Origin of the sequence: Curtobacterium sp. LFS079 (assembly GCF_047977865.1) — a bacterium.
In the GTDB taxonomy this organism is placed as follows: Bacteria; Actinomycetota; Actinomycetes; order Actinomycetales; family Micrococcaceae; genus Arthrobacter.
Window position 1 is genome coordinate 115,854 of record NZ_JBFPFO010000001.1, and the last position, 21,188, is coordinate 137,041.

At 64.8% G+C, this 21,188-nt stretch carries 19 protein-coding genes; 7 read left to right on the forward strand and 12 right to left on the reverse strand.

The genetic code is table 11. The features are described from left to right. Positions 1-9 precede the first annotated feature (9 nt). From ACNQPB_RS00570 to ACNQPB_RS00580, 3 genes are read right to left on the reverse strand one after another with little or no spacing between them, the layout of a single operon-like run. A complete protein-coding gene (locus ACNQPB_RS00570; RefSeq protein ID WP_498748206.1) occupies positions 10-912 on the reverse strand; it encodes a carbohydrate ABC transporter permease in 903 nt (300 codons plus the stop codon). After that, the gene (locus ACNQPB_RS00575) at positions 912-1,814 is read right to left on the reverse strand and encodes a carbohydrate ABC transporter permease (protein WP_498748207.1); all 903 of its coding nucleotides are present in this window, start codon (positions 1,812-1,814) and stop codon (positions 912-914) included. Before ACNQPB_RS00575 ends, ACNQPB_RS00570 begins: the two co-directional genes overlap by 1 nt. Before the next feature lie 3 nt (positions 1,815-1,817). Beyond that, positions 1,818-3,137: an extracellular solute-binding protein gene (locus tag ACNQPB_RS00580; protein ID WP_498748209.1), complete on the reverse strand. Its 1,320-nt coding sequence runs from the start codon at positions 3,135-3,137 to the stop codon at positions 1,818-1,820. A 281-nt stretch (positions 3,138-3,418) separates the two neighbouring features. Between ACNQPB_RS00580 and ACNQPB_RS00585 the strand changes: the two genes are divergently transcribed. From ACNQPB_RS00585 to ACNQPB_RS00595, 3 genes are all read left to right on the forward strand, one after another. Beyond that, positions 3,419-4,474 carry a LacI family DNA-binding transcriptional regulator gene (locus ACNQPB_RS00585; protein ID WP_498748210.1) on the forward strand — a complete coding sequence of 352 codons (1,056 nt, stop codon included), beginning with the start codon at positions 3,419-3,421 and terminating at the stop codon, positions 4,472-4,474. 99 nt (positions 4,475-4,573) lie between these two features. After that, complete coding sequence (locus tag ACNQPB_RS00590) at positions 4,574-5,431, forward strand: prephenate dehydratase (RefSeq protein WP_498748212.1); 858 nt, start codon at positions 4,574-4,576, stop codon at positions 5,429-5,431. A 217-nt stretch (positions 5,432-5,648) separates the two neighbouring features. After that, positions 5,649-6,170, forward strand: coding sequence for a DUF2247 family protein (locus tag ACNQPB_RS00595; protein ID WP_498748214.1), 522 nt, complete (start codon positions 5,649-5,651; stop codon positions 6,168-6,170). A 112-nt stretch (positions 6,171-6,282) separates the two neighbouring features. On the opposite strand, the gene ACNQPB_RS00600 is transcribed toward ACNQPB_RS00595, so the two are convergent. Next, complete coding sequence (locus ACNQPB_RS00600) at positions 6,283-6,618, reverse strand: hypothetical protein (RefSeq protein WP_498748216.1); 336 nt, start codon at positions 6,616-6,618, stop codon at positions 6,283-6,285. A gap of 105 nt (positions 6,619-6,723) precedes the next feature. On the opposite strand from ACNQPB_RS00600, the gene ACNQPB_RS00605 reads away from it, so the two are divergent. Beyond that, a complete protein-coding gene (locus ACNQPB_RS00605; RefSeq protein ID WP_498748218.1) occupies positions 6,724-8,202 on the forward strand; it encodes an NCS1 family nucleobase:cation symporter-1 in 1,479 nt (492 codons plus the stop codon). A gap of 69 nt (positions 8,203-8,271) precedes the next feature. On the opposite strand, the gene ACNQPB_RS00610 is transcribed toward ACNQPB_RS00605, so the two are convergent. Further along, on the reverse strand, positions 8,272-10,587 hold the full coding sequence (locus ACNQPB_RS00610) for a transglycosylase domain-containing protein (protein ID WP_498748220.1): 2,316 nt from the start codon (positions 10,585-10,587) through the stop codon (positions 8,272-8,274). Positions 10,588-10,740: 153 nt separating this feature from the next. Here ACNQPB_RS00610 and ACNQPB_RS00615 point away from each other — a divergent pair, with 153 nt between their 5' ends. Beyond that, entirely contained in the window at positions 10,741-11,553 is an 813-nt protein-coding gene (locus ACNQPB_RS00615; RefSeq protein WP_498748221.1) for a DUF2637 domain-containing protein, read from the forward strand. A 74-nt stretch (positions 11,554-11,627) separates the two neighbouring features. Here ACNQPB_RS00615 and ACNQPB_RS00620 read toward each other — a convergent pair whose 3' ends face one another. Together ACNQPB_RS00620 and ACNQPB_RS00625 are read right to left on the reverse strand one after the other, a co-directional pair. Further along, complete coding sequence (locus ACNQPB_RS00620) at positions 11,628-12,032, reverse strand: VOC family protein (protein ID WP_498748223.1); 405 nt, start codon at positions 12,030-12,032, stop codon at positions 11,628-11,630. A gap of 21 nt (positions 12,033-12,053) precedes the next feature. After that, the gene (locus ACNQPB_RS00625) at positions 12,054-12,479 is read right to left on the reverse strand and encodes a helix-turn-helix transcriptional regulator (RefSeq protein ID WP_498748225.1); all 426 of its coding nucleotides are present in this window, start codon (positions 12,477-12,479) and stop codon (positions 12,054-12,056) included. A gap of 153 nt (positions 12,480-12,632) precedes the next feature. On the opposite strand from ACNQPB_RS00625, the gene ACNQPB_RS00630 reads away from it, so the two are divergent. Next, entirely contained in the window at positions 12,633-13,172 is a 540-nt protein-coding gene (locus ACNQPB_RS00630; protein ID WP_498748227.1) for a DUF1003 domain-containing protein, read from the forward strand. A gap of 367 nt (positions 13,173-13,539) precedes the next feature. Here the strand turns inward: ACNQPB_RS00630 and ACNQPB_RS00635 are convergent, their stop codons facing one another. From ACNQPB_RS00635 to speB, 5 genes are all read right to left on the reverse strand, one after another. Next, positions 13,540-13,887: a hypothetical protein gene (locus ACNQPB_RS00635; RefSeq protein WP_498748228.1), complete on the reverse strand. Its 348-nt coding sequence runs from the start codon at positions 13,885-13,887 to the stop codon at positions 13,540-13,542. A 199-nt stretch (positions 13,888-14,086) separates the two neighbouring features. Beyond that, positions 14,087-15,376, reverse strand: a complete 1,290-nt coding sequence (locus tag ACNQPB_RS00640; RefSeq protein WP_498748230.1) for a D-arabinono-1,4-lactone oxidase — start codon at positions 15,374-15,376, stop codon at positions 14,087-14,089. Between the two features lie 27 nt (positions 15,377-15,403). After that, positions 15,404-16,918: an aminobutyraldehyde dehydrogenase gene (locus ACNQPB_RS00645; RefSeq protein WP_498748232.1), complete on the reverse strand. Its 1,515-nt coding sequence runs from the start codon at positions 16,916-16,918 to the stop codon at positions 15,404-15,406. 50 nt (positions 16,919-16,968) lie between these two features. Further along, positions 16,969-18,435, reverse strand: a complete 1,467-nt coding sequence (locus tag ACNQPB_RS00650) for a purine-cytosine permease family protein (RefSeq protein ID WP_498748234.1) — start codon at positions 18,433-18,435, stop codon at positions 16,969-16,971. After that, positions 18,432-19,427 (reverse strand): agmatinase, encoded by a 996-nt coding sequence (gene speB, locus ACNQPB_RS00655; RefSeq protein WP_498748235.1) that lies wholly within the window; start codon positions 19,425-19,427, stop codon positions 18,432-18,434. Before speB ends, ACNQPB_RS00650 begins: the two co-directional genes overlap by 4 nt. Positions 19,428-19,622: 195 nt before the next feature. Here speB and ACNQPB_RS00660 point away from each other — a divergent pair, with 195 nt between their 5' ends. Further along, on the forward strand, positions 19,623-21,170 hold the full coding sequence (locus tag ACNQPB_RS00660) for a PucR family transcriptional regulator (protein WP_498748237.1): 1,548 nt from the start codon (positions 19,623-19,625) through the stop codon (positions 21,168-21,170). Positions 21,171-21,188 lie beyond the last annotated feature (18 nt).

A 21,188-nucleotide genomic window follows, 5' to 3' on the forward strand; every position in this document is an offset into this window, starting at 1 on the left:
GAGACCTTTCTATTTGCTGAAACCGGCTGTGAGCCCGCTGATCAGTTGGCGGCGGGCCACCACGTAGATGACCAGCAGCGGCAGGGTGGCGAGCACCACCGAGGCCAGGACCGCCGGGATGTTCACGCTGAACTCGCCCTGGAACGTCCACAGGGACAGCGGAAGGACCCGGGTGGACGGGCTTTGGGTCAGGATGAGCGGGAAGAGGAAGCCGTTCCAGACGCCGAGTGCGTTGTAGATGCCTACGGTCACGACGGCGGGACGGGTCATGGGCAGCGCAAGGCGCCACATCATCGCCCAGTCCGAGCAGCCGTCCAGCCGCATGGACTCGAACAGTTCGTTCGGGACGTCGCGCATGAAGTTGCCCAGGATCAGCACGGAGATGGGAATGGCGAAGGCGATCGACGGCAGGATCAACGCAAGCAGGGTGTCATAGAGGTGCGCCTTGGTGATCATCCAGTAGATGGGGATGATCGTGGCGTGCAGCGGAATGGCCAGGCCCAGGAGGAACGTGTTGTTCGTCCACGTCAGGAAACGGCTCTTGCCACGGACGATCGCGTAGGCGGCCATGAACGAGACCAGGAGTGCCGGTACAACGCTGCCCACTGTGACGATCAGGCTGTTGGCGAAGTACATCGCGAAGTCGTTGTCCAGAACCAGCTTGTAGTTGTCCAGGGTCGGCTCGGCGGGCGGCATCATCGGGTTGGAGGTGAAGAAGCCGGCCTGGTTCTTCAGGCTTGTCACCACCACGTAATAGATGGGGACGATGATGATGGCCAGCCACAGCCAGCCGCCCAGGCCGCCGAGGAAGTTCGGACGGGAGCGGCCCGGGCCCTTGCTCCGCGGGACCGCTTTGCGGTTCGGCGTTGTCCGGGTGGCCGGGGGAACGGGAAGCTGGGTTGTGGAAGCCATCAGGCACCTTCCAGTTGGCTTGCGTTGCGGTTCTTGCCGCCGAGGCGTTGCAGGACCAGGGCCAGCACGAGGCCGATCACCACGAGGATGACGCCCAGGGCACTGGCGGCGCCCATGTCGTTGGCCTTGAATCCGGTCAGGTACATGTGCAGGGGCAGCAGCCGGGTGGAGTACCCGGGGCCGCCTCCGGTGAGGACAAAGACGAGGTCGAAGTAGGCCAGCGAGCCGACCACCATGAGGGTGGAGGACGTGATGATCGTGTACTTCAGCTGGGGCAGCGTGATGGCGAAGAACTGCTGGACGCGTCCGGCGCCGTCGATCTGGGCAGCTTCATACAGCGACGCAGGGATCTGCCGCACGCCGCCTTGGTAGATCAGCGTGTGGAACGGCACGAACTGCCAGGCGATGACGAAAACCACCACGAACAGCACCAGGTCCGAATTGCCGAGCCAGTCCTGCGCGAGCAGCGGGACACCCACGCCCGGGCCGAGGCCGAAGTTCGGGTCCAGCAGGGCCTTGTAGGCGATGGCCACGGCGGCCGAGGAGAGCAGCAGCGGCACGAAATACAGGACCGCGAGGACTGCACGGTATCTCTGGGAGGCGGAGGTGAAGACGCCGAGCAGGAGGCTGATGGGTGCCTGGACGATGAACGAGAAGAACATGATCTTGGCGGTGACCCACAGCGCGTTCCCGGTGACCGGGTCGGTCAGCACCGTCGTCCAGCTCGACAGGCCGTCCAGCTTGATCTCGCCCAGTCCGTCCCATTTGGTGAAACTGAGGAAGAACACGCCTGCCAGGGGGACGATGGCGAACAACAGGAAGAAGAACAAGGCTGGAGCGGCCAGCCACCCCGACGGGCCCTTTTCGAGGACCCGCCGGGAAGAACCGGTTGAAATGGACACTTCTTACTTTCCGATCGTCGCGTTCATCGTGGAGACGAACTGCTCGGGGGTGATCTTCTTGAGGAAGATCTGGTCCAGGTTCGCCAGCATGGCATCGCCCTGTGCGGGGCTGAGGGCCTGGTCCCAGGAGAGGGTGAAGTTCGGCGCGTTCTTGGCCATGCCGTAGACGTAGCTCAGGAAGTCCTTGTCCGGCGAGGCCGCCAGCTTGCCTTCGATGCCCGTCGTGACAGGGACGGCTCCGGAATCGATCAGGGCCTGGGTGTCGGCATCGGTGAACATGCCGCTCTTGACGTATTCGAGGGCGGCCTTCTTCTGGCTGTCAGTGGCCTTGGACGAGATCGACCAGAAATTGGACGGGTTGCCCACCACGTTGGCGGGGTCGCCCTTGCCGCCGGAGACGGCGGGGAAGGTGGTGTAGCCCAGCTTGCCGCTTGAGACGAAGCCGGCCGCGTCCTTCTTCAGGCCCTGGTAGATCCAGCCGCCCTGCAGGATCATGGCGGCTTTCCCGGTGTAGAGGAGGGCCTGGTCGGCGTTGCTGTCGGCGGCGATGGAGGAGAAGCCGTTGATGAATCCGCCGGCATCCACCAGTTCCTGGATCTTGCCCAGGGCTTCCTTGACGGCGGGGTCTGACCAGGCGCCGGGCTTGTTGGCGGCGATGTTGGCGAACACTTCGGGTCCGCCGATGCGCTCCACGAGGTATTCGAGCCACATCAAGTCGGGCCACTTGGACTGGCCGCCCAGCGAGAAGGGGGCCACGCCTGCCTCTTTGAACTTCGGCACGAGCGCCATGAGGTCGTCCCAGGTCTTGGGGGCCTGGGCGCCGATCTTGTCGAAGACTTCCTTGTTGTAATACAGGACCACGGGCTGCACGTTGTTGTTCGGCAGGGCATAGGTCTTTCCGTCGATCGTGCCGTTCTTGAGGACGGAGGGCAGGTAGCGGCTCTTGACGTCCGGGTTGTCCTTGACGAAGTCCGAGAGGTCGGCAACCTGGCCGGCGTCCACATAGGACTTCAGGACGCCGCCGCCCCAGCCGTAGATGAAGGTGGGTCCCTGCCCGGCGCCGACGGCGGTGCGCACCTTGGTCTTGTACGCATCGTTCGCGAAGAAGTCGAGCTTGATGGCCTCCTCGGGATGTGCCTTGTTCCAGGCGTCCACCGACTTCTGGAGCACCGGCTGGTTGCCACCCGTAAGCCCCCACATCGTGGCCGAATCGGCGTTCCCTGCCGAACCTGCCGGTCCGCTGGATCCGCAGGCCGCGAGGGAGATCGAGACGGCAGCGGCAGTGGCGGCGATCGCTGCTGAGCGCAACGTGAGTTTTAGCATGTGCATTTCCATTCGTCCTTCGGGCTCGACGCTGATTGCCCGGCTGTTGGTTTGGGGGCTGGCCCTCGGGGAGGTCACCGTGCCGGTGGTACGGGGTGCTTTTCGACTCGAAATATTTCGACAGTATTTTCGGTCCGTAACGCAAATCTAACTGTGGTCCGAGTCACGGTCAAGGACTTCCCGGCATAAAGTTCACGTCGTTTACGAAATGCCGGTTGACTTCCCGGGCCAGTGAACACAGACTGGTGCCACCGAAATATTTCGAAAGAGTCGAGGTGTGCATGGCCGGCAATGAACGCCCAGCCAAGTTGACGTTGGCGGCGATTGCCCGGGAAGCGGGCGTATCCGCACCCACCGTCTCGAAGGTGGTGAACGGGCGAGAGGACGTAGCCGCGGACACGCGTGCCAAGGTTCTCACCGCGCTCGAACGCTCCGGCTACAAGTCGCCCCTGCAGCGAAAGAACATGGCCTGGCGCCGGCCAGTTGTGGAAATGGTGCTCGACAGCCTGAACTCCGCCTACGGGGTGGAGGTGCTCAACGGCGTGCTGGAGCACGCGGCGGTGTCCGACGTCGAAGTCCTCCTCAACGTCACGGGCGTCCAGGGGGCGTCGCCCCTCAGCCCCGAGCAGCGGGCACAGCGGATCATCGATGAGGGGCGCAGCGGCATGATCGTGGTGACATCGGCCTTCAGCTCGGCCGAGCTGGAGCCGTTCCTGCGGCGGAAGATTCCCATTGTCGTCATCGACCCGCTCAACCCGCCGCAGGGCGACGTGGTCAGTGTCGGTGCCAGCAACTGGGCCGGAGGCAAGGCTGCGACCACCCACCTGCTGGGTCTCGGCCACCGCCGGATCGCCTACCTGGGCGGGCCGGAGGCCGCGGAATGCAACCAGGCCAGGCTCCACGGCTATATGGCCGCGCTCATGGCCGAGGGCGTGCCGGTGGAGGAAAGCTACATCTTCTCCGGGCCCTTCCGTCCCGAGCACGGGGTGGCGGGCATGAAAGCCCTGCTCCAGCTCGAACAGCGGCCCACCGCAGTCTTCGCCGCAAGCGACAGCATCGCCCTCGGTGTGCTCGCCGAGGCGCGCCGGCAGAAGGTCCGCATCCCTGAGGACATGAGCGTGGTGGGATTCGACGGAACATACCAGGCCGAGGAATCAGTGCCGCCGCTGACCTCCGTGTCCCAGCCGCTGCAGGAAATGGGCCGCGCCGCCCTGCGCTTCGTGCTGCGCCAGATGCGCGGCGACACCCTGGACTCGCGCCGGGTGGAACTCGCAACGCACCTGGTGGTCCGCGAATCCACTGCACCCCTGCGGGCCGAGGGTGGAGGAACGAACTAGCCGTTCGCTCTCAGCAGGCGCGGCGGTTCACCGTGGCCGTTTGGTCATGAACCTGCGCCGTTTGGGTCGCCCGGCGGGCTCAATGAAACGATGGGCAGCATGGTTCAAAAGATTGCCTACCAGGGGGAGCCGGGAGCGAACTCGGACCTTGCCTGCAGGGAAATGTTCCCCGACGCCGAAAGCGTTCCGTGTGCCAGCTTCGAGGACGCATTTGAGCTGCTCTCGACAGGAGCCGTCGACCTGGGGATGATCCCCATCGAAAACTCCATCGCCGGCCGGGTGGCGGACATCCACGCCTTGCTTCCGCAGTCCAAGCTGCAGATTGTCGGAGAGTACTTCCTGCCCATCCGCTTCGACCTGATGGGTGTTCCGGGAAGCAGCATCGAGGAAGCCACCGAGGTCCACAGCCACATCCACGCGCTGGGTCAATGCCGGCGGATCATCCGCGAGGCGGGGCTGAAGCCGGTCATCGCAGGCGACACCGCGGGGTCCGCGCGGGAAGTAAGCGAGTGGAACGATCCACGCAAGCTGTCCCTCGCTCCGCCCCTCGCGGCGGAACTGTACGGCCTCGAGGTCCTGGCCTCCGGCGTCGAAGACGATCCGAGCAACACCACGCGTTTTGTTGTCCTCACGCAGGAGCGCCCGCTTCCCACCAAGCAGGAACTGCCCGGCCCGGCGATCACGAGTTTCGTCTTCCGGGTCCGCAATGTCCCTTCCGCCCTGTACAAAGCCCTCGGGGGATTTGCCACCAACGGCGTGAACATGACCCGGCTGGAAAGCTACATGGTGGGCAACGAATTCGCGGCCACCATGTTCATCACCGACGTCGAAGGCCATCCGGAAGATCCCCGGCTCCGCCGTGCGCTGGAAGAACTCGAATTTTTCACCACGGAAGTACGGATCCTCGGCGTATACGCCGCGGATCCGTTCCGCGCCAAACATGCGGAGAATTCCTGAGCGCCAGTTTGGATCCTGTGGTCGGTGATCCGGCGGCCACACGATTTGTCATCACGGGGGGACGGAATGAAACGCGAGCTTTTCCAACTCAATGGAGGGGTGAATGAAAAGCCTGGAATTTTTGAATGGATTATCGATCGTAATGGAAAGAGTCCGGTGATTACCGATCAGCGGTTCATCCCAGAGGAAACGTAACAGGTTTCCCAAACCAGCTGCCATGACTATTACCTTTGAACTTGATTCGGATTTCGTGCTGTCTCAACAAATCCCTCTTGTAGCCGGCGACCTGCGCTACGGCCTGGAGCGGTCCTTCATTAAGGAGCGGACCGTTATTGACATAGCGGTCGGTGAAGTCCAGCGCGGTAATTCAGACCCCTTGCTTTACGAGCTAGCGGTGCTGTTACTCGATGAAGTTGAACGAATACCCGAGATCTTCAAGGAACTCGACTATCCCGGAAGGTTCGATGACCCGCGTGATTCTGCCCGGAAGTGGCTATACATGCAGTTGAAGGCTGCCTACCTTCAGCGGGAGGCCTTGACGGATCCTCTCGGGGCGGTCGAAGAGATTTACGCAGACTTCGATTATCCGCCGGCAATTTCCTCGCTGGTCAGGTACATGCCGGTTTCCCATCCGAGTGAAGTAGTCGGGGAGATCGGACTGTTGCGACGATGGGCACGCTTCCTTGATGAGGAACACCGATCGCTGAGGCAATCGAACCAAGGACATTTGGGTGGCTAATTCGATCGCCCAAGGAAAACTTCTAAAGCGGAACGATCGTTGGATCGGTTTATATGATGCGGACGGGCGAATATTATAGGGTCGGCCGATCGAACCATATGGGACGGCGATCTTACGAGGTTGCCCACCGTTTGATCGTCAGCGGAAAAATGGGAATGACGCATGAAGTTCTGGCAATGTCCCCGGCACCCTGACGCGTGAGCCGGTTGTTCCTGCCGGTGTCATCGCACCAGTCGAGCCGGTAAGGCACGGCGGTGACACCGGCTTTGCCGGGCTTCATCCCGGCAGGGACTTTGAATGAAAAGGTGAATCCGCCGTCGTTGTTCATCGGCGCGGTCTGTCTGAAGACCTCTGTTCCGGCGGCGTCCGTGAGGGTAACTTCAATCTTTGCGTCCTGGCCGTAGCTCGGATTCCCGGAAGCGCCGCCCCCGCCGGTCACATTCGTCATTTCAGCCCGGATCCATTGACTTCCATGGTGTGACCCACAACACTTCACATGGGATCCCAAGTTGGGATCCCATGTGAACCGTGTCCGTACTGTCCAGGAGCCACCATGGATTCCGACCACAAATCCCTCGCCGCACTCGACCCCTCGGGCCGCCTCTACAACGAAGACCTCGCCCCGGCCACCGAGCGGAAGTGGAGCACCTACAGCTTCTTCGCCGTCTGGATGTCCGCCATCCACAACATCGGCACTTACACCTTCGTTGCCGGTCTCTTCGTGATCGGCCTTACCGGCTGGCAGGTGCTGGCCGCGATCCTCATAGGCACCGGCATTCTCTTCTTCGGCATGAACTGGGCCGGCCGGATGGGCCAGCGCACGGGTGTTCCCTTCCCGGTGATGGCCAGGATCAGCTTCGGCATCTGGGGCGCGAACATCCCCGCCCTCATCCGCGCGGTCATCGCCATCTGCTGGTACGGCATCCAGACCTACCTGGCCTCGATGGCCGTGGTTGTCCTGCTGCTCAGGATCGATCCGGAGTTGCAGCAGTGGCAGAACCAGAGCTTCCTGGGCCTTTCCCTGCTGGGCTGGGCCTGCTTCATCCTGCTGTGGGTGCTGCAGTTGGTGGTCATCACCCGCGGCATGGAGGCCGTGCGGCGCTTCCAGGACTGGGCCGGCCCGATCGTCTGGGTGGTCATGCTGGCCATGGCGGTCTGGCTCTTCGCCCAGGCGGGCTGGAACATCCCGATGGACATGTCCATCGCCCCGCTGTCCGGCGGCGACTCGGTCCTGGGCGTGCTGACCGGTGCCTTCCTCCTGGTGGCAACCTACGCCACCATGCTGCTGAACTACTGCGACTTCACCCGCTTCGCCACCTCGGCGAAGTCCGTGATCCGCGGCAACTTCTGGGGCATCCCCGTGAACTTCGCGGCGTTCGCGGCCATCAGCATCACCATGACCATCGGCACCGTGGTGGTGTTCGGCAAGGCCATCACGGACCCGGCCCTGATCCTGGCCAAAGTTCCCGACACTTCCGTGCTGGTCCTCGGCGCCGTGATGTTCATCGTGGCCACCATCGGCGTGAACGTGGTGCTGAACTTCGTTTCCCCGGCCTACGACCTCGCCAACGTATGGCCCAAGCACATCACGTTCAAGCGCGGCGGCATCATCAGCGCGGTCCTGGCCCTGCTCGTCATGCCGTGGAACCTGTACTCGAACCCCGTGGTGGTCAACTACTTCCTGGGCGGTCTGGGCGCCTTCCTCGGTCCGCTGTTCGGGATCATGGCCGCGGACTACTTCCTGGTGAACCGCGGAATCGTCAAGATCAAGGACCTCTACCGTTCCGACGAATCGGGTACGTACTTCTTCCGCAAGGGCGTCAACCCGAAGGCGATCGGGGTGTTCATCCCGACGGCGGTCCTCGCCGCAATCCTGGCCCTCGCGCCGGGGCTCGGGGCCGTGGCCGCCTTCGCCTGGCCGGTCGGCCTGGTCACCGCCGGTGCGGCGTACTACGTCGCGATGGGCGGCGCGGCAAAGGCTTCCCCTGTCGCCGAAGGCGGACAGAAAGCGGAACTCGAACCGGCTGAGTGAGCCGACGGCAAAACGGGACGACGACGGCGGGTCCTTCCGCCGTCGTCGTCCGCCTTTGCGGCCGGTGCCTCAGTGCTTGGGCGGCTTCGGGGAGGGCTTGGGTTTCGGAGCGGGCGCGGGCGCCGGGGCGGGAGTCGGCGCCGGAGTAGGCGAGGATTCAGGCGCGGGCGCCGGTTGCGCCTTCTGCACGGGTTCCGGCGGCGGACCGACCTTGCTCGGACGCGGGCCCGGGCCGCGCATCATCGACTCCGGCGGATCCGGGAACTTCCCGCTGGGGTAGAGCCGGACGACCTTCACCATGTAGTTGGCCCACTGCGGCCCTGCGATCATGTAGCCATCAAGCACCGGGTAGAACTTGCCGTTGATGGTGACGTTCCGGCCCTCGCGTTTCTGGCCCTTGGAGGTATCGCCGAAGAACGACGCCGTGGCAAGCGCGCGCGTGTAGCCAACCACCCACGTGGCCCCGTTGGTGTTGGACGTGCCGGTCTTCGCCGCCGTGGGCACCAGATCCTGGACCTTCGGGTGGATGTACCAGCCGGAACCCTGGACCAGGACATCCTGGAGTACAGCATTGACGCCGCGGGCCACTTCCGGTTTCACGGCGTCCCGGCAGCTCGCGCGATCCGCGGCCAGCCGCTCTCCGTCCGGAGCGATCACCGAGACCAAGGCGATCGGCTCGCAGTAGCGGCCGTCATTGGCGAAGGTGGCGAAGGCGCTGGCCAGGTCGAGGGGCGAAACACCGGTGGCGCCGAGCAGGTTGCCCAGCTGGTGCATGTTGATCTGCGCCCGGTCCACTCCGCTGTGCAGGCCCACAGCGTCCACCATTTTCTGGATGCCGCAGAAATCGAGCTGGGCCGCGGTGGCGAAGGTTGCGGTGTTGATCGAGTTGAAGAGGCCGTAATTGATGGGCATCGGCCGGTAGTAGCCGGGGTCGTTGTTCTGCAGGTCGTCGTCGGCACCTTCATTGGCGGCTTTCTGCGCCGAACTGTAGCCGCCCAGCACCCGCCCGCCGCAGCTGGAACGCCACGGGAACCCCACGGGGTAGACCCGACGCGAAGCATCCACGATCGCGTTCAGCGGCTTGCCTTCGTTCAGCCACTCCGCGAAGGTAAACGGCTTCATGGTGGATCCAGGCTGGAAACCGCCCGCGCCGCTGAGGTCGTAGCCGTTGGCATCCCGGGCATCGACGTTGAAATTAAGCTGGGTGTCGAACTTCCCGGGCGCAGGCAGGAACACGCTGTTCTGGGCCATCGCCAGGATCTTTCCGGTGCCTGGCTGCACTGTGATCAGCGATGCCCCCCATTTGTCCGGGTTGGCACCTGCAGACAGGTTCACCTGGGTCTGGGCCGCGGCCTGCAGGCGGCTGTCCAGTGTGGTGGTGATGGTCAGCCCGCCGCGGTACAACAGCTTCTCGCGGTCATCGAAGGTGGCCCCGTAGGCCTTGTTGTTCAGGATCAGGTGCGACACGTAATCGCAGAAGTACGTTGCTATTGCAGCGTTGGCGCAACCCTGCCGGGCCGGCGTGATCTTCAGCTTCAGGGGCGTGGCGACCGCGGCGTCGTACGTCTTCTGCCCGATCATGCCCTGGGCGAGCATCTTGGACAGCACCACGTTCCGCCGCTGCACGGAGGTCTGCGGATTGGCGATCGGGTTGTAGGCGCTGGGGCTGTTGACCAGCCCGGCCAGCAGGGCGCCCTGCGGAAGGGTGAGGTTCTTGGCTGACGTGCTGAAGAACAGCCGGGATGCGGCCTCGATCCCGTAGGCGTCCCGGTTGAAGAACACGATATTCAGGTATCCCTCAAGGATCTGCTGCTTGGTGAACTTCTTCTCCAGTTCCAGGGCAAGCTTCATTTCGCGCAGTTTGTCCAGCATGGTCTTCTGGCCGCCCAGCACCACTTCGTCGATGTGCCCGGCAGAGAGGCGCTGCTCGTTGAGCACATTGGCCACGTATTGCTGGGTGATGGTCGAGGCGCCCTGGCGGTCCCCGCCGCTGAGATTGACCTGGAGAGCCCGGAGGATGCCCTGCGGATCCACGCCGGGATGTTCGTAGAAGCGGCTGTCTTCCACCGCGACCACCGCGTTGCGGACGAAGGGCGAGATGTTCTCCAGCTTGACCGGCACCCGGTTCTCGGTGAAGAAGGTGGCGATCAGCTTGCCGTCAGCGCTCAGCACCTTGCTGGATTGCGATGGCGGTCCCACGGTCAGCTCTGCGGGCAGTCCGTTGAAATAGGAGACGGAACCGTTGACGGCGAACCCTGTCGCCGCGACCACCGGCACCACCAGGCTGGCCGACAGGACGCCGCCGATGGCACTCAGGACTAAGTATCCGAAGACCCGTCCGAGAGTCGCCGCCACTGTGAACTTTGGACCATTCCGCATCGTCATGCCCCAACCCAATTCCCAGCAATTGGCCTGTACCGGATTCCGTACTACCGGCTTAACGCCAGATTACGCCCGGAATCCTCCACAAGGGGAGAGGGCCCGGGATAGCCGCAGCCACGGGAAATCGAGGGCACCTCCGGCCGGTAAGATCATCCGGTGAACACCAGGATCCCCAACGAGCCGCACAAGGCCGTCCTCCTTACCGCGGTTGGCACCACAGTGGTGATCGCCGTTGGCGCCTTCATCCTGTCCTTCGCGGCGCTGACCGATCTTGCGCAGCGCTCCGGGATCGAAGCCCACCTGGCCTGGATCTGGCCCATCATCGTGGACGGCATGATCGTGGCCTCCACGGTGGCGATCGTGGCGCTCAACGGCCACAGCCGCCGGGCCATGGTCTACCCGTGGACCCTGCTTTTCTTCGGCGCGATCGTCTCCACTGCCGCCAACTCCGTCCATGCCATCCTCACGGTGGACGCGATCCGTTCGGGCATCCCGCCGATCGTCTCCGCGCTCGTGGCCGCCATGCCGCCGGTGGTGCTCCTGGCCATCACCCACCTCACGGTGCACATGTACCAGAAGCGCGCGGAGGTCGCCGAACTGCACCACGAGCGGGCCGTCCAGGAACAAGCCGAACTCTTCGAAGCCGAGCGTGAGCGCGCTGCCCTCGAAGAGGCGTACTACGCACCGGAATACCGCGCTCCCGAATACCGCACGCCCGAATATCCAGCCCAGCGCGTGCCGCTCGCGCCCACGGTTGCTCCGGCGGCGGCTGCCGCGGCTCCGGTGACACCTCCCGCGGATGCGGCGGACGACGTCGTTCCCGCCCTCTATGAGGAATTGTTCCAGGCGCTGGAACCGGTCGATCAAGCGCCCGCGGAAGGTTCCGGCGTCAGCTTTTCCGACGAGGAACTGAGCCAGGAAGACCTGCCCGACGACGACCCGCGGCTGAGCGCAGCAGCGAAGGGCTAAGCTTTCGGATCCACCCCAACACACGACGCCGGCCCTCACGTGGAGGGACCGGCGTCGTGCGTTCTTGCAGGAAACTAGGACATCTGGTTGAAGCGGACGTGGTTGCCGGACGGGTCGCGGAAGGCGCAGTCGCGCGGGCCCCACGGCTGGTCGATCGGTTCCTGCAGCACCTCGGCGCCGGCGGCGCGGAGCTGTTCGAAGGTGGCGTCGACGTTGTCGGTGCGGAAAACGATCACGGGCAGGACGCCCTTGGTCAGGAGCACCTGGAGGGCGTCGCCGTCGTCCTTGGAGCGGCCGGCGTGCGGCTCGGACAGCACCAGTTCCAGGTCCGGCTGGGAGGCGCTGCCCAGGGTGACCCAGCGCTGCCCGTCGGAGCCGACGTCGTTGCGGACGTCGAGACCGAGGGTGTCGCGGTAGAAGGCGAGCGATTCGTCGAGGTCGTTGACGGTGATTTGTGCGTACTGAAGTGAAATGTTCATGCCTCAAACGTATTGCTGCGTTCAGGCAGATGCTTCTTCAATCCTGCTCGGCTTGCGGTCCGGCTTGGTGCGTTGCCTGGCGATGCAGGAAGGCATGGCCTTGACCGCCTCGTGTTCCCGGTCCCGGTAGGCGCTGGGCGTCATCCCGACCACTTCGGTGAAGCGGGAGCTGAAGGAGCCCAGCGAGGTACAGCCCACCTCCATGCAGGCATCGGTGACACTGCTGCCGGCCCGCAGCAGGGCCATGGCCCGCTCGATCCGCCGGGTCATGAGGTAGTTGTAGGGCGTCTCCCCGTATGCGGCCTTGAACTGGCGGGAGAAATGCGCCGGCGACATGAGCGCGCCGCCCGCCATGGTGGGAACATCCAGCGGACGGGCGTACTCGCGGTCGATCAGGTCCTTGGCCCGGCGCAGGTGCGCAAGGTTGGCCAGTTCCTGGGGGGTCATGCGGCCAGTTTAGTGCCCAAGCTGTCATGTGTGGCTGGCACGCGTACATTCTGGTTCGTGAGTCATCGCTTGGTCCTGCGATTAGGCGCATGGCGGCGCTAGGCTCGCTCTCAGAGGCGGGACGGGCTCGCCGCTAGCCAAGGGATTGAACCCATGACACAACAGACTGGAACCAAACCGACGTCTACGACGGGCGCTCCTGCGCACCCGCGATCGTATCTGAGGCCCACGCGGTTGCTCTCCCAAAGCGAGCGGGCGAAGCTGCACCCATCGGTCCTGGCCGAGGCCGAGCGCCGGGCCGCAAGCATTCAGCTTCGAGTCGCGGATGCAATCACGGCCTTCGCCGGATCGATGAACTTCGTCTACTTGCATGTGTTGCTTTTTGCTGTGTGGATGCTCGTGTTCGAGCAAAGCCCATGGCCGACGTTGACGCTGATCGTCTCGCTCGAAGCGATCTTTCTCTCGACCTTCGTCATGATCGGACAGAACCGTCAAGCGGCTTTCCAACAGGTGAAGGCAGACCATGACTACAACGCCCAGGAGCAGCTGCTTGAGGAGAATACCGAGCTAACGCGTGCGATTCACAAGCTCACCGCCCAGATCCACGAGCGGATCCTCGCGGACGTCACCGCATCTACCCGGGAGGCGGCTGCCGCTGCCAAGCCGAAGCAGGATGGCCCGGCGGGGCACTAGACCAGGGTGGACGATCCACATACTGGCCGTTGTTTCCAGTTGCAACTGCCGTAGGCTGCCGGCATGTCGGAGTTAGAGGGTCAAAAGCGCCTCCAGCCGAGAATGACGCGCGGTAGTTGGCGTCTCTCAATCTGGTCATCTGGACTTATGGTTCTCGGTTTCTCTCCCTTGGCCATTACCAAATTCGGCGGACGTGAGCGATGGGACACCGAAGCAGCATGGATCTTTTCTCTGGTCGTACTGATCAATGCCATCCGGTTCTTGTATCTACTACGGGTCCACCGCAATGACGCCCCGTTCTGGAGCGAGGAAGAAGCTCGAAGAGCCGAACTGGACCGTCGGGGCAGGCAACTGTAATTTCCGGCGATCACGGACAGCTCTTGCCGAGCGGTACGTGGACGGTCTTGGTCACTGTATCTGTCGTGATGGTCAGCGGTACGCAACCAGCTTCCCTCAGCCAGAATCCACCGGGGTAGGCTACCCATTGCGCGCCTGCCGGATCTGATTCGCAACCGGGGACCTTCAACTCGTTGGCCAACCTGTATCCGTCGTTCGACCAGCCGATCCGCATCTTGTCCTGCATCGCCAGTGGCACGGTGATGTTCATTTTGGCCCCGGTTCTGAGGGCGATCCAGACTTTCTGGAAATGAAGGCCCTGATAGCGCGCGCCGCTCTCGCCCCAGGGTCGGACTTGTCCGTCGATATCGATGGCCATCAGGTCTGGCGCGGTTGGGCCGTGTGTGAGGTCGGTGACCTTTACGCTCGTTAGCGGAGGGTCCAGACCGTGGGTTGGCCCACGAAGGTATCCGTCGCCTTGGCTGAAATCGGAAGCCGTACCCCTTGGGCGAGGGCGTCACTTACGGCCCATTCCGCCGGGCAAAATGGGCCGTAAGTGACCCCGCGTTGGGGGCGAATCAGCCGACTAGCGCCCGCGTGTGGTCGTTGAGGAACACTCCGCGGGGATCGAATTCCCTGCGGACCTGGATGAAGGTATCCAGCTCGGGGTAGAGCCTTTCCAGGCGGCTGCGGCTCATGAAATGGATCTTGCCCCAGTGCGCGCGGGGCTCGAACTCCTGCAGCAGGGCATCGGCGTCGCGGAAGAACGGCCAGTAGTCCGTCCCGGGTTCCGTGGTGAGGGTGATGACCGTGGTGTCCCGGCCCTGGAACTGCGACAGGTAGCCCTCGTCCGCCTTCACCCACCGCACCTCCACCGGGTACTGCTGGTCCGGATGCTTGGTGCGGATAAGGTCCTGGATGGCCTCCGTGGCCGCCAGCCCGTGCTCGGTCGGGACGAAGTATTCCAGCTCGTGGAACGGCGTGGTGAAGCCGCCCGGATAGATCCGGTAGGAGCGGTCCAGGCGCTTGCCTTCGACGCTGGAAATCCCGCTTTCGTCCTTGAGGCCGACGACGTTGTACCGCTTGGTGTAGCTCCGGTTGGTCATGCGCTCGCCGGGAGCGCCGGGCAGGTCCAGGAGTTCCGCGGAGCCTTCGCTGGGGCACCACAGGAAGGAGTAATGCCTGTTGCCGGCGATGTCCGCATCCCAGCCGGCCACGGTCTCGGCCCAATCGGGGTAGGTGATTTCCTCCTGCAGGTAGTACGCGTTCTCGACGGCGAGTTCCACCTCCAGGAAGATGCCCAGCGTTCCGAGGGCTACCTGTGCTGCCCTGAGTTCGCGGAGCTGGCCTTCGCCGATTTCGACGATTTCCCCGTGGCCGTCGATCAGCTTCACCCAGCGCAGCGCGGAGGAGAAGCTGCCCAGCCCGATTCCCGAGCCGTGGGTGCTGGTGGACAGGGCGCCTGCGATCTGCTGCTTGTCGATGTCGCCCTGGTTGGCCAGGGCAAGGCCCTGTTCCCAGAGGGGATCGCCGAAGGCGTTGATGGTGGTCCCCGCCAGGGCGCGGGCGCGCCGGTTTTCGCGGTCGGTTCCGGTGATTCCCGCCATGGCCGACATGTCCAGCAGCACCCCGCCCGTCTGGACCAGCGGGGAGGAGGAATGTCCCGAGCCCACGGCGCGGACCGGCAGCCCTTCCTTGATGGCGAAGCGCACCGCGTCCAGGGCCTCTTGTTCGTTGCCCGGCCGCACCGTGAAAGCGGGCGTGGCATGCTGGTTTCCTCCCCAGTTTCTCCACGGCACGTCCGTGCCGAACGGGACCGGCGGGACGGCCGCGTCGGCCAGGGGTCCGCGGGTGGGCGCGTTGCTCATTTCAGGTTCCGATCTTCGGGTCAGGGCTCAGGCGCCGTGGTTGATCATGATGTGCTTGGTCCGGGAGTAGTCGTCCAAGGCGTAGAGGGAGAGGTCCCTGCCGTAGCCGGATCCCTTGAACCCGCCCCACGGCACCTCGTTGGCCAGGACCAGGTGGGCGTTCACCCACACGGTACCGAAGTCCAGCTGCTTGGGGACGCTGAGGGACAGGGCCGAATCGCGGGTCCACACCGAGGCGGAGAGGCCGTAGGGGGTTTCGTTGGCCCGCTTGACCGCTTCCTCGGTGGAGGCGAAGGTTTCCACCGTCACCACCGGGCCGAAGATCTCGTGGCTGGCTATCGGTGCTCCCGCCGGAACATCCGCGATCACCGTCGGCTCGATGAAGTAGCCCGGGCCGTCCAAGGCCGAGCCTCCGACGGCGGTCCGCAGCCCGGCTGCCTTCGCGTCGGCCAGGGCTTCCTTGACCCGCTCGAAATGCTGGCGGGAAATCATCGGTCCGATTTCGACGTCGTCCCCGGCGTCCGGGGCGCCGACCACCAGGCTTGCCACCTCCTGGACGAGGAGCCGGGTGAACTCTTCAGCCACCGATTCGTGCACCAGCACGCGGCACGCGGCACCGCAGTCCTGGCCGGCGTTCCAATAACCGGCGCTGCGCACGCCTGCGGCTGCCGCGGCGAGGTCCGCATCGGGGAAGACCACCACTGGCGCCTTGCCGCCGAGCTCCAGGTGGACCCGCTTGACGGAACGGGCCGCGGTGGCAGCCACGGCCTGTCCGCTTGCCACGCTGCCCGTCAGCGCCACCAGAGCGATGTCCGGGTGCTCGGACAGGCGCTGGCCGACGGTGCGGCCCTGGCCCGTGACGACGTTGAAGATGCCGTCCGGGATGTGCCCGGCCACCAGCTCGGCGAGCTTCAGGGTGGAGAGCGGGGTCTGCTCCGACGGCTTAAGGATCACACTGTTGCCCGCGGCCAGGATGGGGGCGATCTTCCAGGCGGCCATAAGCAGCGGGTAGTTCCACGGCGTGATCACACCCACCACGCCCACCGGTTCGCGCAGGATCACCGAGGTGTGCCCGCCGGCGTAGTCCCCGCCGGCCAGCGAGGTCAGGGTGCGGCAGGCGCCGGCCATGAAGCGGAAGGTGTCGATGGTGCTGGCCACGTCGTCCTCTGCGACGCTGCGGGGCTTGCCGGTGTTGGCGGATTCGAGGTCTTCCAGGGATGAGCGGTTGGCCTCGAGGATGTCGGCGATGCGGTGCAGGACTTCGGAACGCTCCCGCGGCGTGGTGGCGCCCCACGAAACCTGGGCGGCGACGGCGGCCTCCACCGCGGCGTCGACGTCTGCGGCGGTGCCGGCGGGAACCGAAGCCAGCACGGCTTCCGTGGCCGGGTTGACGACGTCGAGCAGCTCAGGCGAGGAGCCCGGCACGAAGGCGCCGTTGATGAAATGTCCCACGGGCGGCAGCCCGGCGGGGGTTCCCTGGCTTGCGGGACGGCGGACGGCGAAGGGCGCGGTGCCCGGCAGGGCGGTGTCAGTGGTAGTCATGGGAGTGGTTCCAATCTGGGTGCTAGAGGGTCTTTGGGTGTGCCGGGCTGTCAGGCCGGATCGCCGACGAGCTTCTTTGGCGGGACGGGCGCGGCTTCCGCGCTTTTGCGGGGTTTCTGCGACGCACGGGCAACGTAGTAGTACAGGGGTGCTACAACCACCAGCCCGACGATCCAGGAGAGGTCCACTCCGCCCATCGCCGCGGCCAGGGGACCGGTGTAGACCGCTGTCGCGGAGAACGGGAGCTGGATGAGGGCTCCGGCGATGTAGCAGCCGATCGCGGCCCAGTTGAACCTGCCGTACACGCCGCCGTCGCGCCGGAAGAAGTCCTCAACCCGGTAGTCGCCGTGCCGCAGGAGGTAGTAGTCCACCAGGTTGATGGCCGTCCAGGGGACCAGCACGTACATGAGGAAGGACAGGAAGTTCGTGTAGAAGAGGATGAAGTTGTCGCGGGCGAACAGAGCAACGGACACCGCGAGGGCGAAGAGGAGGATGGCGGCGACGGTGCGGGTCTTGGCCTTGGGCATCCAGTCCGGCTTGAAGGTCTGGCCGACGGTGAGGCTGCACAGCACGCCACAGTAGAGGTTCATGGCGTTCGAGGCGGCCACGCCGAGGCAGAAGATGCCGATGATCACCACGGTCAGCGGCTGGAGCTGGATGCCGAGATCGCCGACGATGTCCATGCTCGAAGGATCGCTGGAGAGGGCAAGCGCCACGCTCCCGACGACGGCGCCCAGCACCATGGGGAAGAGCGTTCCGAGCACGCAGCCGGAGTACGAGGCCCAGAAGGCGCTCCGGGAACCGGTGCCCTGGGGAAGGTAGCGGGAGTAGTCGGACACGTACGGGGCGTACGCCAGCTGCCACAGCGCCGAGACGGAAATCGTCCCCATGAAGCCGACCCAGTTGAAGTCGCCCTGCTCGAGGAAGCCGGCGGGAAGCCCCTGGACCACAAGGATCCAGATGAACGCCAGCACCAGGGCCAGGCCGGCCACGATGCTGAGGAACTTCGCGTACGCGTGGATGATCCGGTAGCCGAAGATAGTGGCGATGACGCTGACGACGCCGATGATCACGATGCCGGCGTCGACGCTGATGCCGGGGTTGACCGCCGCCATGGCCTCGCCGCCGAACACCAGGTTGGCGGCGAAGAAGCCCGCGTACATGATGACCACGATGAGGACGATCAGGAGTGCGCCGAAGGAGCCGAACTGGCCGCGGGTCTGGATCATCTGTGCGACGCCGAGCTGCGGCCCCTGGGCCGAGTGCAGGGCCATGAATACGGCCCCGATGAGGTTGCCGACGACGATGCCCACGAGTGCGGAGACGATATCGAGCCCGAAGACCGTGGTTGCGAGCCCGCCTGTCACGATCGTCATGATCATGATGTTGGACCCGAACCAGATGGTGAAGAGGTCCCTTGCCTTGCCGTGCCGCTCGTTCAGCGGGATCGGCTGGATTGTCTTGTCCTCCAGCCGGGGAACCTCGTTGACGGCGGGGGAGCTGCCGGGGGTGTTCATGATGCGCTCCGTGCCGCCAGCGAGAGGGCCTCGCCGGCTCCGCGGTTGCCCTTCACCATCAGGCCGAGGAGGTCGAAAACGAGGGTCGCCGCCGCCACCGAGGTGATGTCCGCGTGGTCGTAGGCCGGGGCGACTTCGACGACGTCGGCGCCCACGATGTTGATGCCCTCCAGTCCGCGGAGCAGGGCGAGCAGCTCGCGGGAATGCAGGCCGCCCATCTCGGGGGTGCCGGTGCCGGGTGCGTAGGACGGATCGAGGACGTCGATGTCGATCGAAACGTACACGGGAGTGTCGCCCAGGCGTTCCTTGACCTGCTCGACGGCGGCCGGGACGCCCAGGGTGTCCAGGTCGGAGCAGCGGATGATCTGGAAGCCGAACTCGTGATCCCTCAGGAAGTCGTTCCGGTCGTAAACCGGTCCGCGGATGCCCACGTGCATCGAGCGGTCCTGGACCAGCAGGCCTTCTTCGAAGGCGCGGCGGAAGATGGTGCCGTGCGTGACGGGCTGGTCGAAGTAGGTGTCCCAGGTGTCCAGGTGGGCATCGAAATGCAGCAGCGCCACCGGTCCGTGCACGGTGTTGAGCGCCCGCAGCATGGGCAAGGCGATGGTGTGGTCGCCGCCGATGGAGATGAGCCGTTTCCCTTCACCGAGCAGCGGCAGGGCCTGCTCCTCGATTTCACGGACGGCCCGGGCGATGTCGTAAGGCGTGCAGACGATGTCCCCGGCATCCACCACCTGGACTTCCCGCACGGGTTCGACGTCGAGCTCCACGTGGTAGCCGGGGCGCAGCAGCCGCGACGCTTCACGGACGGCCGCCGGACCGAAGCGGGCGCCGGGACGGAAGGAGGTGCCGCCGTCGAACGGGACGCCGACCACGGCGATGTCGTAGTCCGGGACGCGGTCGATCTGCGGGAGCCGGGCGAAGGTGCCGAGTCCCGCGAAGCGTGGAACCTTGGTGGCATCGACGGGGCCGACGGGCTGGTGGACAGTCATGGGGGAATCCTTCACGTTTGCGCTGGTTCCTGCTGCCTCTGCAGGTTCTCCAATCATTAGTGATGCACGTCACGCCGCATATCTATCGATTGACTACAAATAGCAGGGCCGCCTATACCTTTGTCTAAGAGGGCCGGAATTCCGGGCGTCCGGGCGGTGTCCGGACGGCGTGCAGACAAGGGAACGTGGTCAACAATGGCGATTACAGTGGCGGAGCTGCTCGCGGAGCCGCAGCTGGGACTGCGGCTCCTGGCTGGCTCCGGGGGCATGGGAAACCGCATCACCTGGGCACACACCTCGGACCTCCCGCGGCTGTGGGAATGGACCACCGGCGGCGAGATCATGATGACGAACGGGCTGTCCATTCCGTCCGATGCCGAGGGGCAGGTGGAGCTGGCTCAGGAACTGGTCAAGGCGGGGGCGAGCGCGTTGGCAGTGGGCGAGAAGATGCACGCGCCCGAGCTCCTTCCCGAACTGATCGAGGCCTGCAATTCCCTGCCGCTTCCGCTGATCAACATTCCGTACCCTTTGCCGTTCATCGCCATTGCCAGGACTGTCGCGGAGGCCTCCTTGATCGAGGAGTCGCGCCGGCTGCGGCAGACGGCCAGGATCTACGACCTGCTGCGCCTCTCCGGTGCCGAGGACAACGGACGCAGCCTGCTCCAGGGCCTTGCCGCGGAACTTGCCTCGAGGCTGTTCGTCGTCGACCGGCGGTGCCTGGACCCGTGGCACCCCGGGTGGGACGGACCGCCGGCCGAGCTGTCCGCCTGGCTTGCCCAGCGGGTCGGAAAGTCTTCAACGGGGACGGTCAAGGGCTTCCGATGGCTGCGCTTCGGCGAACAGCACGTCCTGATGATGGACATTCCCACCCACGTGAACGCCCTGCTGCTGGTGCTGCCCGATTCGGAGCAGCGTCCTGACGCGGTGGTCCTCCTCCATGCCGCCACGGTCCTTGGCCTGGAACTGTCACGGACGGTGCTGGCGCTCGAAGGCCAGCGCAGGCTGGGGTCCGAGTTCCTCCTGCAGGCATTTGAGGGACGCTACGGCGTGGCCGAGCTCGAAAGCCGGCTGGGTGAGTTCGGCATCCCGGCCCAGGATTTTGTGGTGGTGTCCATGTCCGGGGAGGGAGAGGACCTTGCCAACGTCCACGTGGACCTTTGGGGCCACGGCTTCCCGTCGGCCTGTCTGAACCGGGCCAACCGCCTGCATCTGCTGGTGTCGAATGAATGCTCCCAGGAACTGATGCGCCACGTCGTGAGCGAGCACGTCCGGATCGGGGTGAGTTCCCCGGCTTCGCCGTCGGGGATCCAGACCGCTTTGCAGGAGTCCTTGTGGTCGCTCGGAACGGCGGCCAGCAGCGGCAGGCAGTTGGTGCGGTACCCGGAGGGCCCGGCCTGGCTGGGACTGACGCGTCACGAAGAGGGCGCGGCGCTGGTCCGGCGCCTGCTGGGCCCGGTCATCGACTATGAGCGGGGCCGGGAACCGGACCTGATGCACACGCTCAAGGTCTTCCTCGACACGCAGCGCTCCTGGCAGAAGACGGCGGCACTCCTCTTCACCCACCGGCAGACGGTGATCTACCGCATCCGCAAGATCGGCGAGCTGACGGGGCTGGACATGGGTGAAACGTCCACGCTCGCCCAGCTGTGGTTCGCCCTGCAGATCCACGAGGCGATGGAGTTCCCGGGACCGGCAAACGCGGGGTCACTTACGGCCCAATCCGCTGGGCAAAATGGGCCGTAAGTGACCCCGCGTTGGAGG

Coding starts and splice junctions, on each gene's coding strand:
- ACNQPB_RS00570 (WP_498748206.1), bottom strand. CDS start 912: ATGGCTTCCACAACCCAGCTTCCCGTTCCCCCGGCCACCCGGACAACG.
- ACNQPB_RS00640 (WP_498748230.1), bottom strand. CDS start 15,376: ATGAGCAACGCGCCCACCCGCGGACCCCTGGCCGACGCGGCCGTCCCG.
- ACNQPB_RS00585 (WP_498748210.1), top strand. CDS start 3,419: ATGGCCGGCAATGAACGCCCAGCCAAGTTGACGTTGGCGGCGATTGCC.
- ACNQPB_RS00645 (WP_498748232.1), bottom strand. CDS start 16,918: ATGACTACCACTGACACCGCCCTGCCGGGCACCGCGCCCTTCGCCGTC.
- ACNQPB_RS00580 (WP_498748209.1), bottom strand. CDS start 3,137: ATGCTAAAACTCACGTTGCGCTCAGCAGCGATCGCCGCCACTGCCGCT.
- ACNQPB_RS00620 (WP_498748223.1), bottom strand. CDS start 12,032: ATGAACATTTCACTTCAGTACGCACAAATCACCGTCAACGACCTCGAC.
- ACNQPB_RS00660 (WP_498748237.1), top strand. CDS start 19,623: ATGGCGATTACAGTGGCGGAGCTGCTCGCGGAGCCGCAGCTGGGACTG.
- ACNQPB_RS00630 (WP_498748227.1), top strand. CDS start 12,633: ATGACACAACAGACTGGAACCAAACCGACGTCTACGACGGGCGCTCCT.
- speB (WP_498748235.1), bottom strand. CDS start 19,427: ATGACTGTCCACCAGCCCGTCGGCCCCGTCGATGCCACCAAGGTTCCA.
- ACNQPB_RS00610 (WP_498748220.1), bottom strand. CDS start 10,587: ATGACGATGCGGAATGGTCCAAAGTTCACAGTGGCGGCGACTCTCGGA.
- ACNQPB_RS00595 (WP_498748214.1), top strand. CDS start 5,649: ATGACTATTACCTTTGAACTTGATTCGGATTTCGTGCTGTCTCAACAA.
- ACNQPB_RS00600 (WP_498748216.1), bottom strand. CDS start 6,618: ATGACGAATGTGACCGGCGGGGGCGGCGCTTCCGGGAATCCGAGCTAC.
- ACNQPB_RS00590 (WP_498748212.1), top strand. CDS start 4,574: ATGGTTCAAAAGATTGCCTACCAGGGGGAGCCGGGAGCGAACTCGGAC.
- ACNQPB_RS00635 (WP_498748228.1), bottom strand. CDS start 13,887: ATGGCCATCGATATCGACGGACAAGTCCGACCCTGGGGCGAGAGCGGC.
- ACNQPB_RS00605 (WP_498748218.1), top strand. CDS start 6,724: ATGGATTCCGACCACAAATCCCTCGCCGCACTCGACCCCTCGGGCCGC.
- ACNQPB_RS00625 (WP_498748225.1), bottom strand. CDS start 12,479: ATGACCCCCCAGGAACTGGCCAACCTTGCGCACCTGCGCCGGGCCAAG.
- ACNQPB_RS00650 (WP_498748234.1), bottom strand. CDS start 18,435: ATGAACACCCCCGGCAGCTCCCCCGCCGTCAACGAGGTTCCCCGGCTG.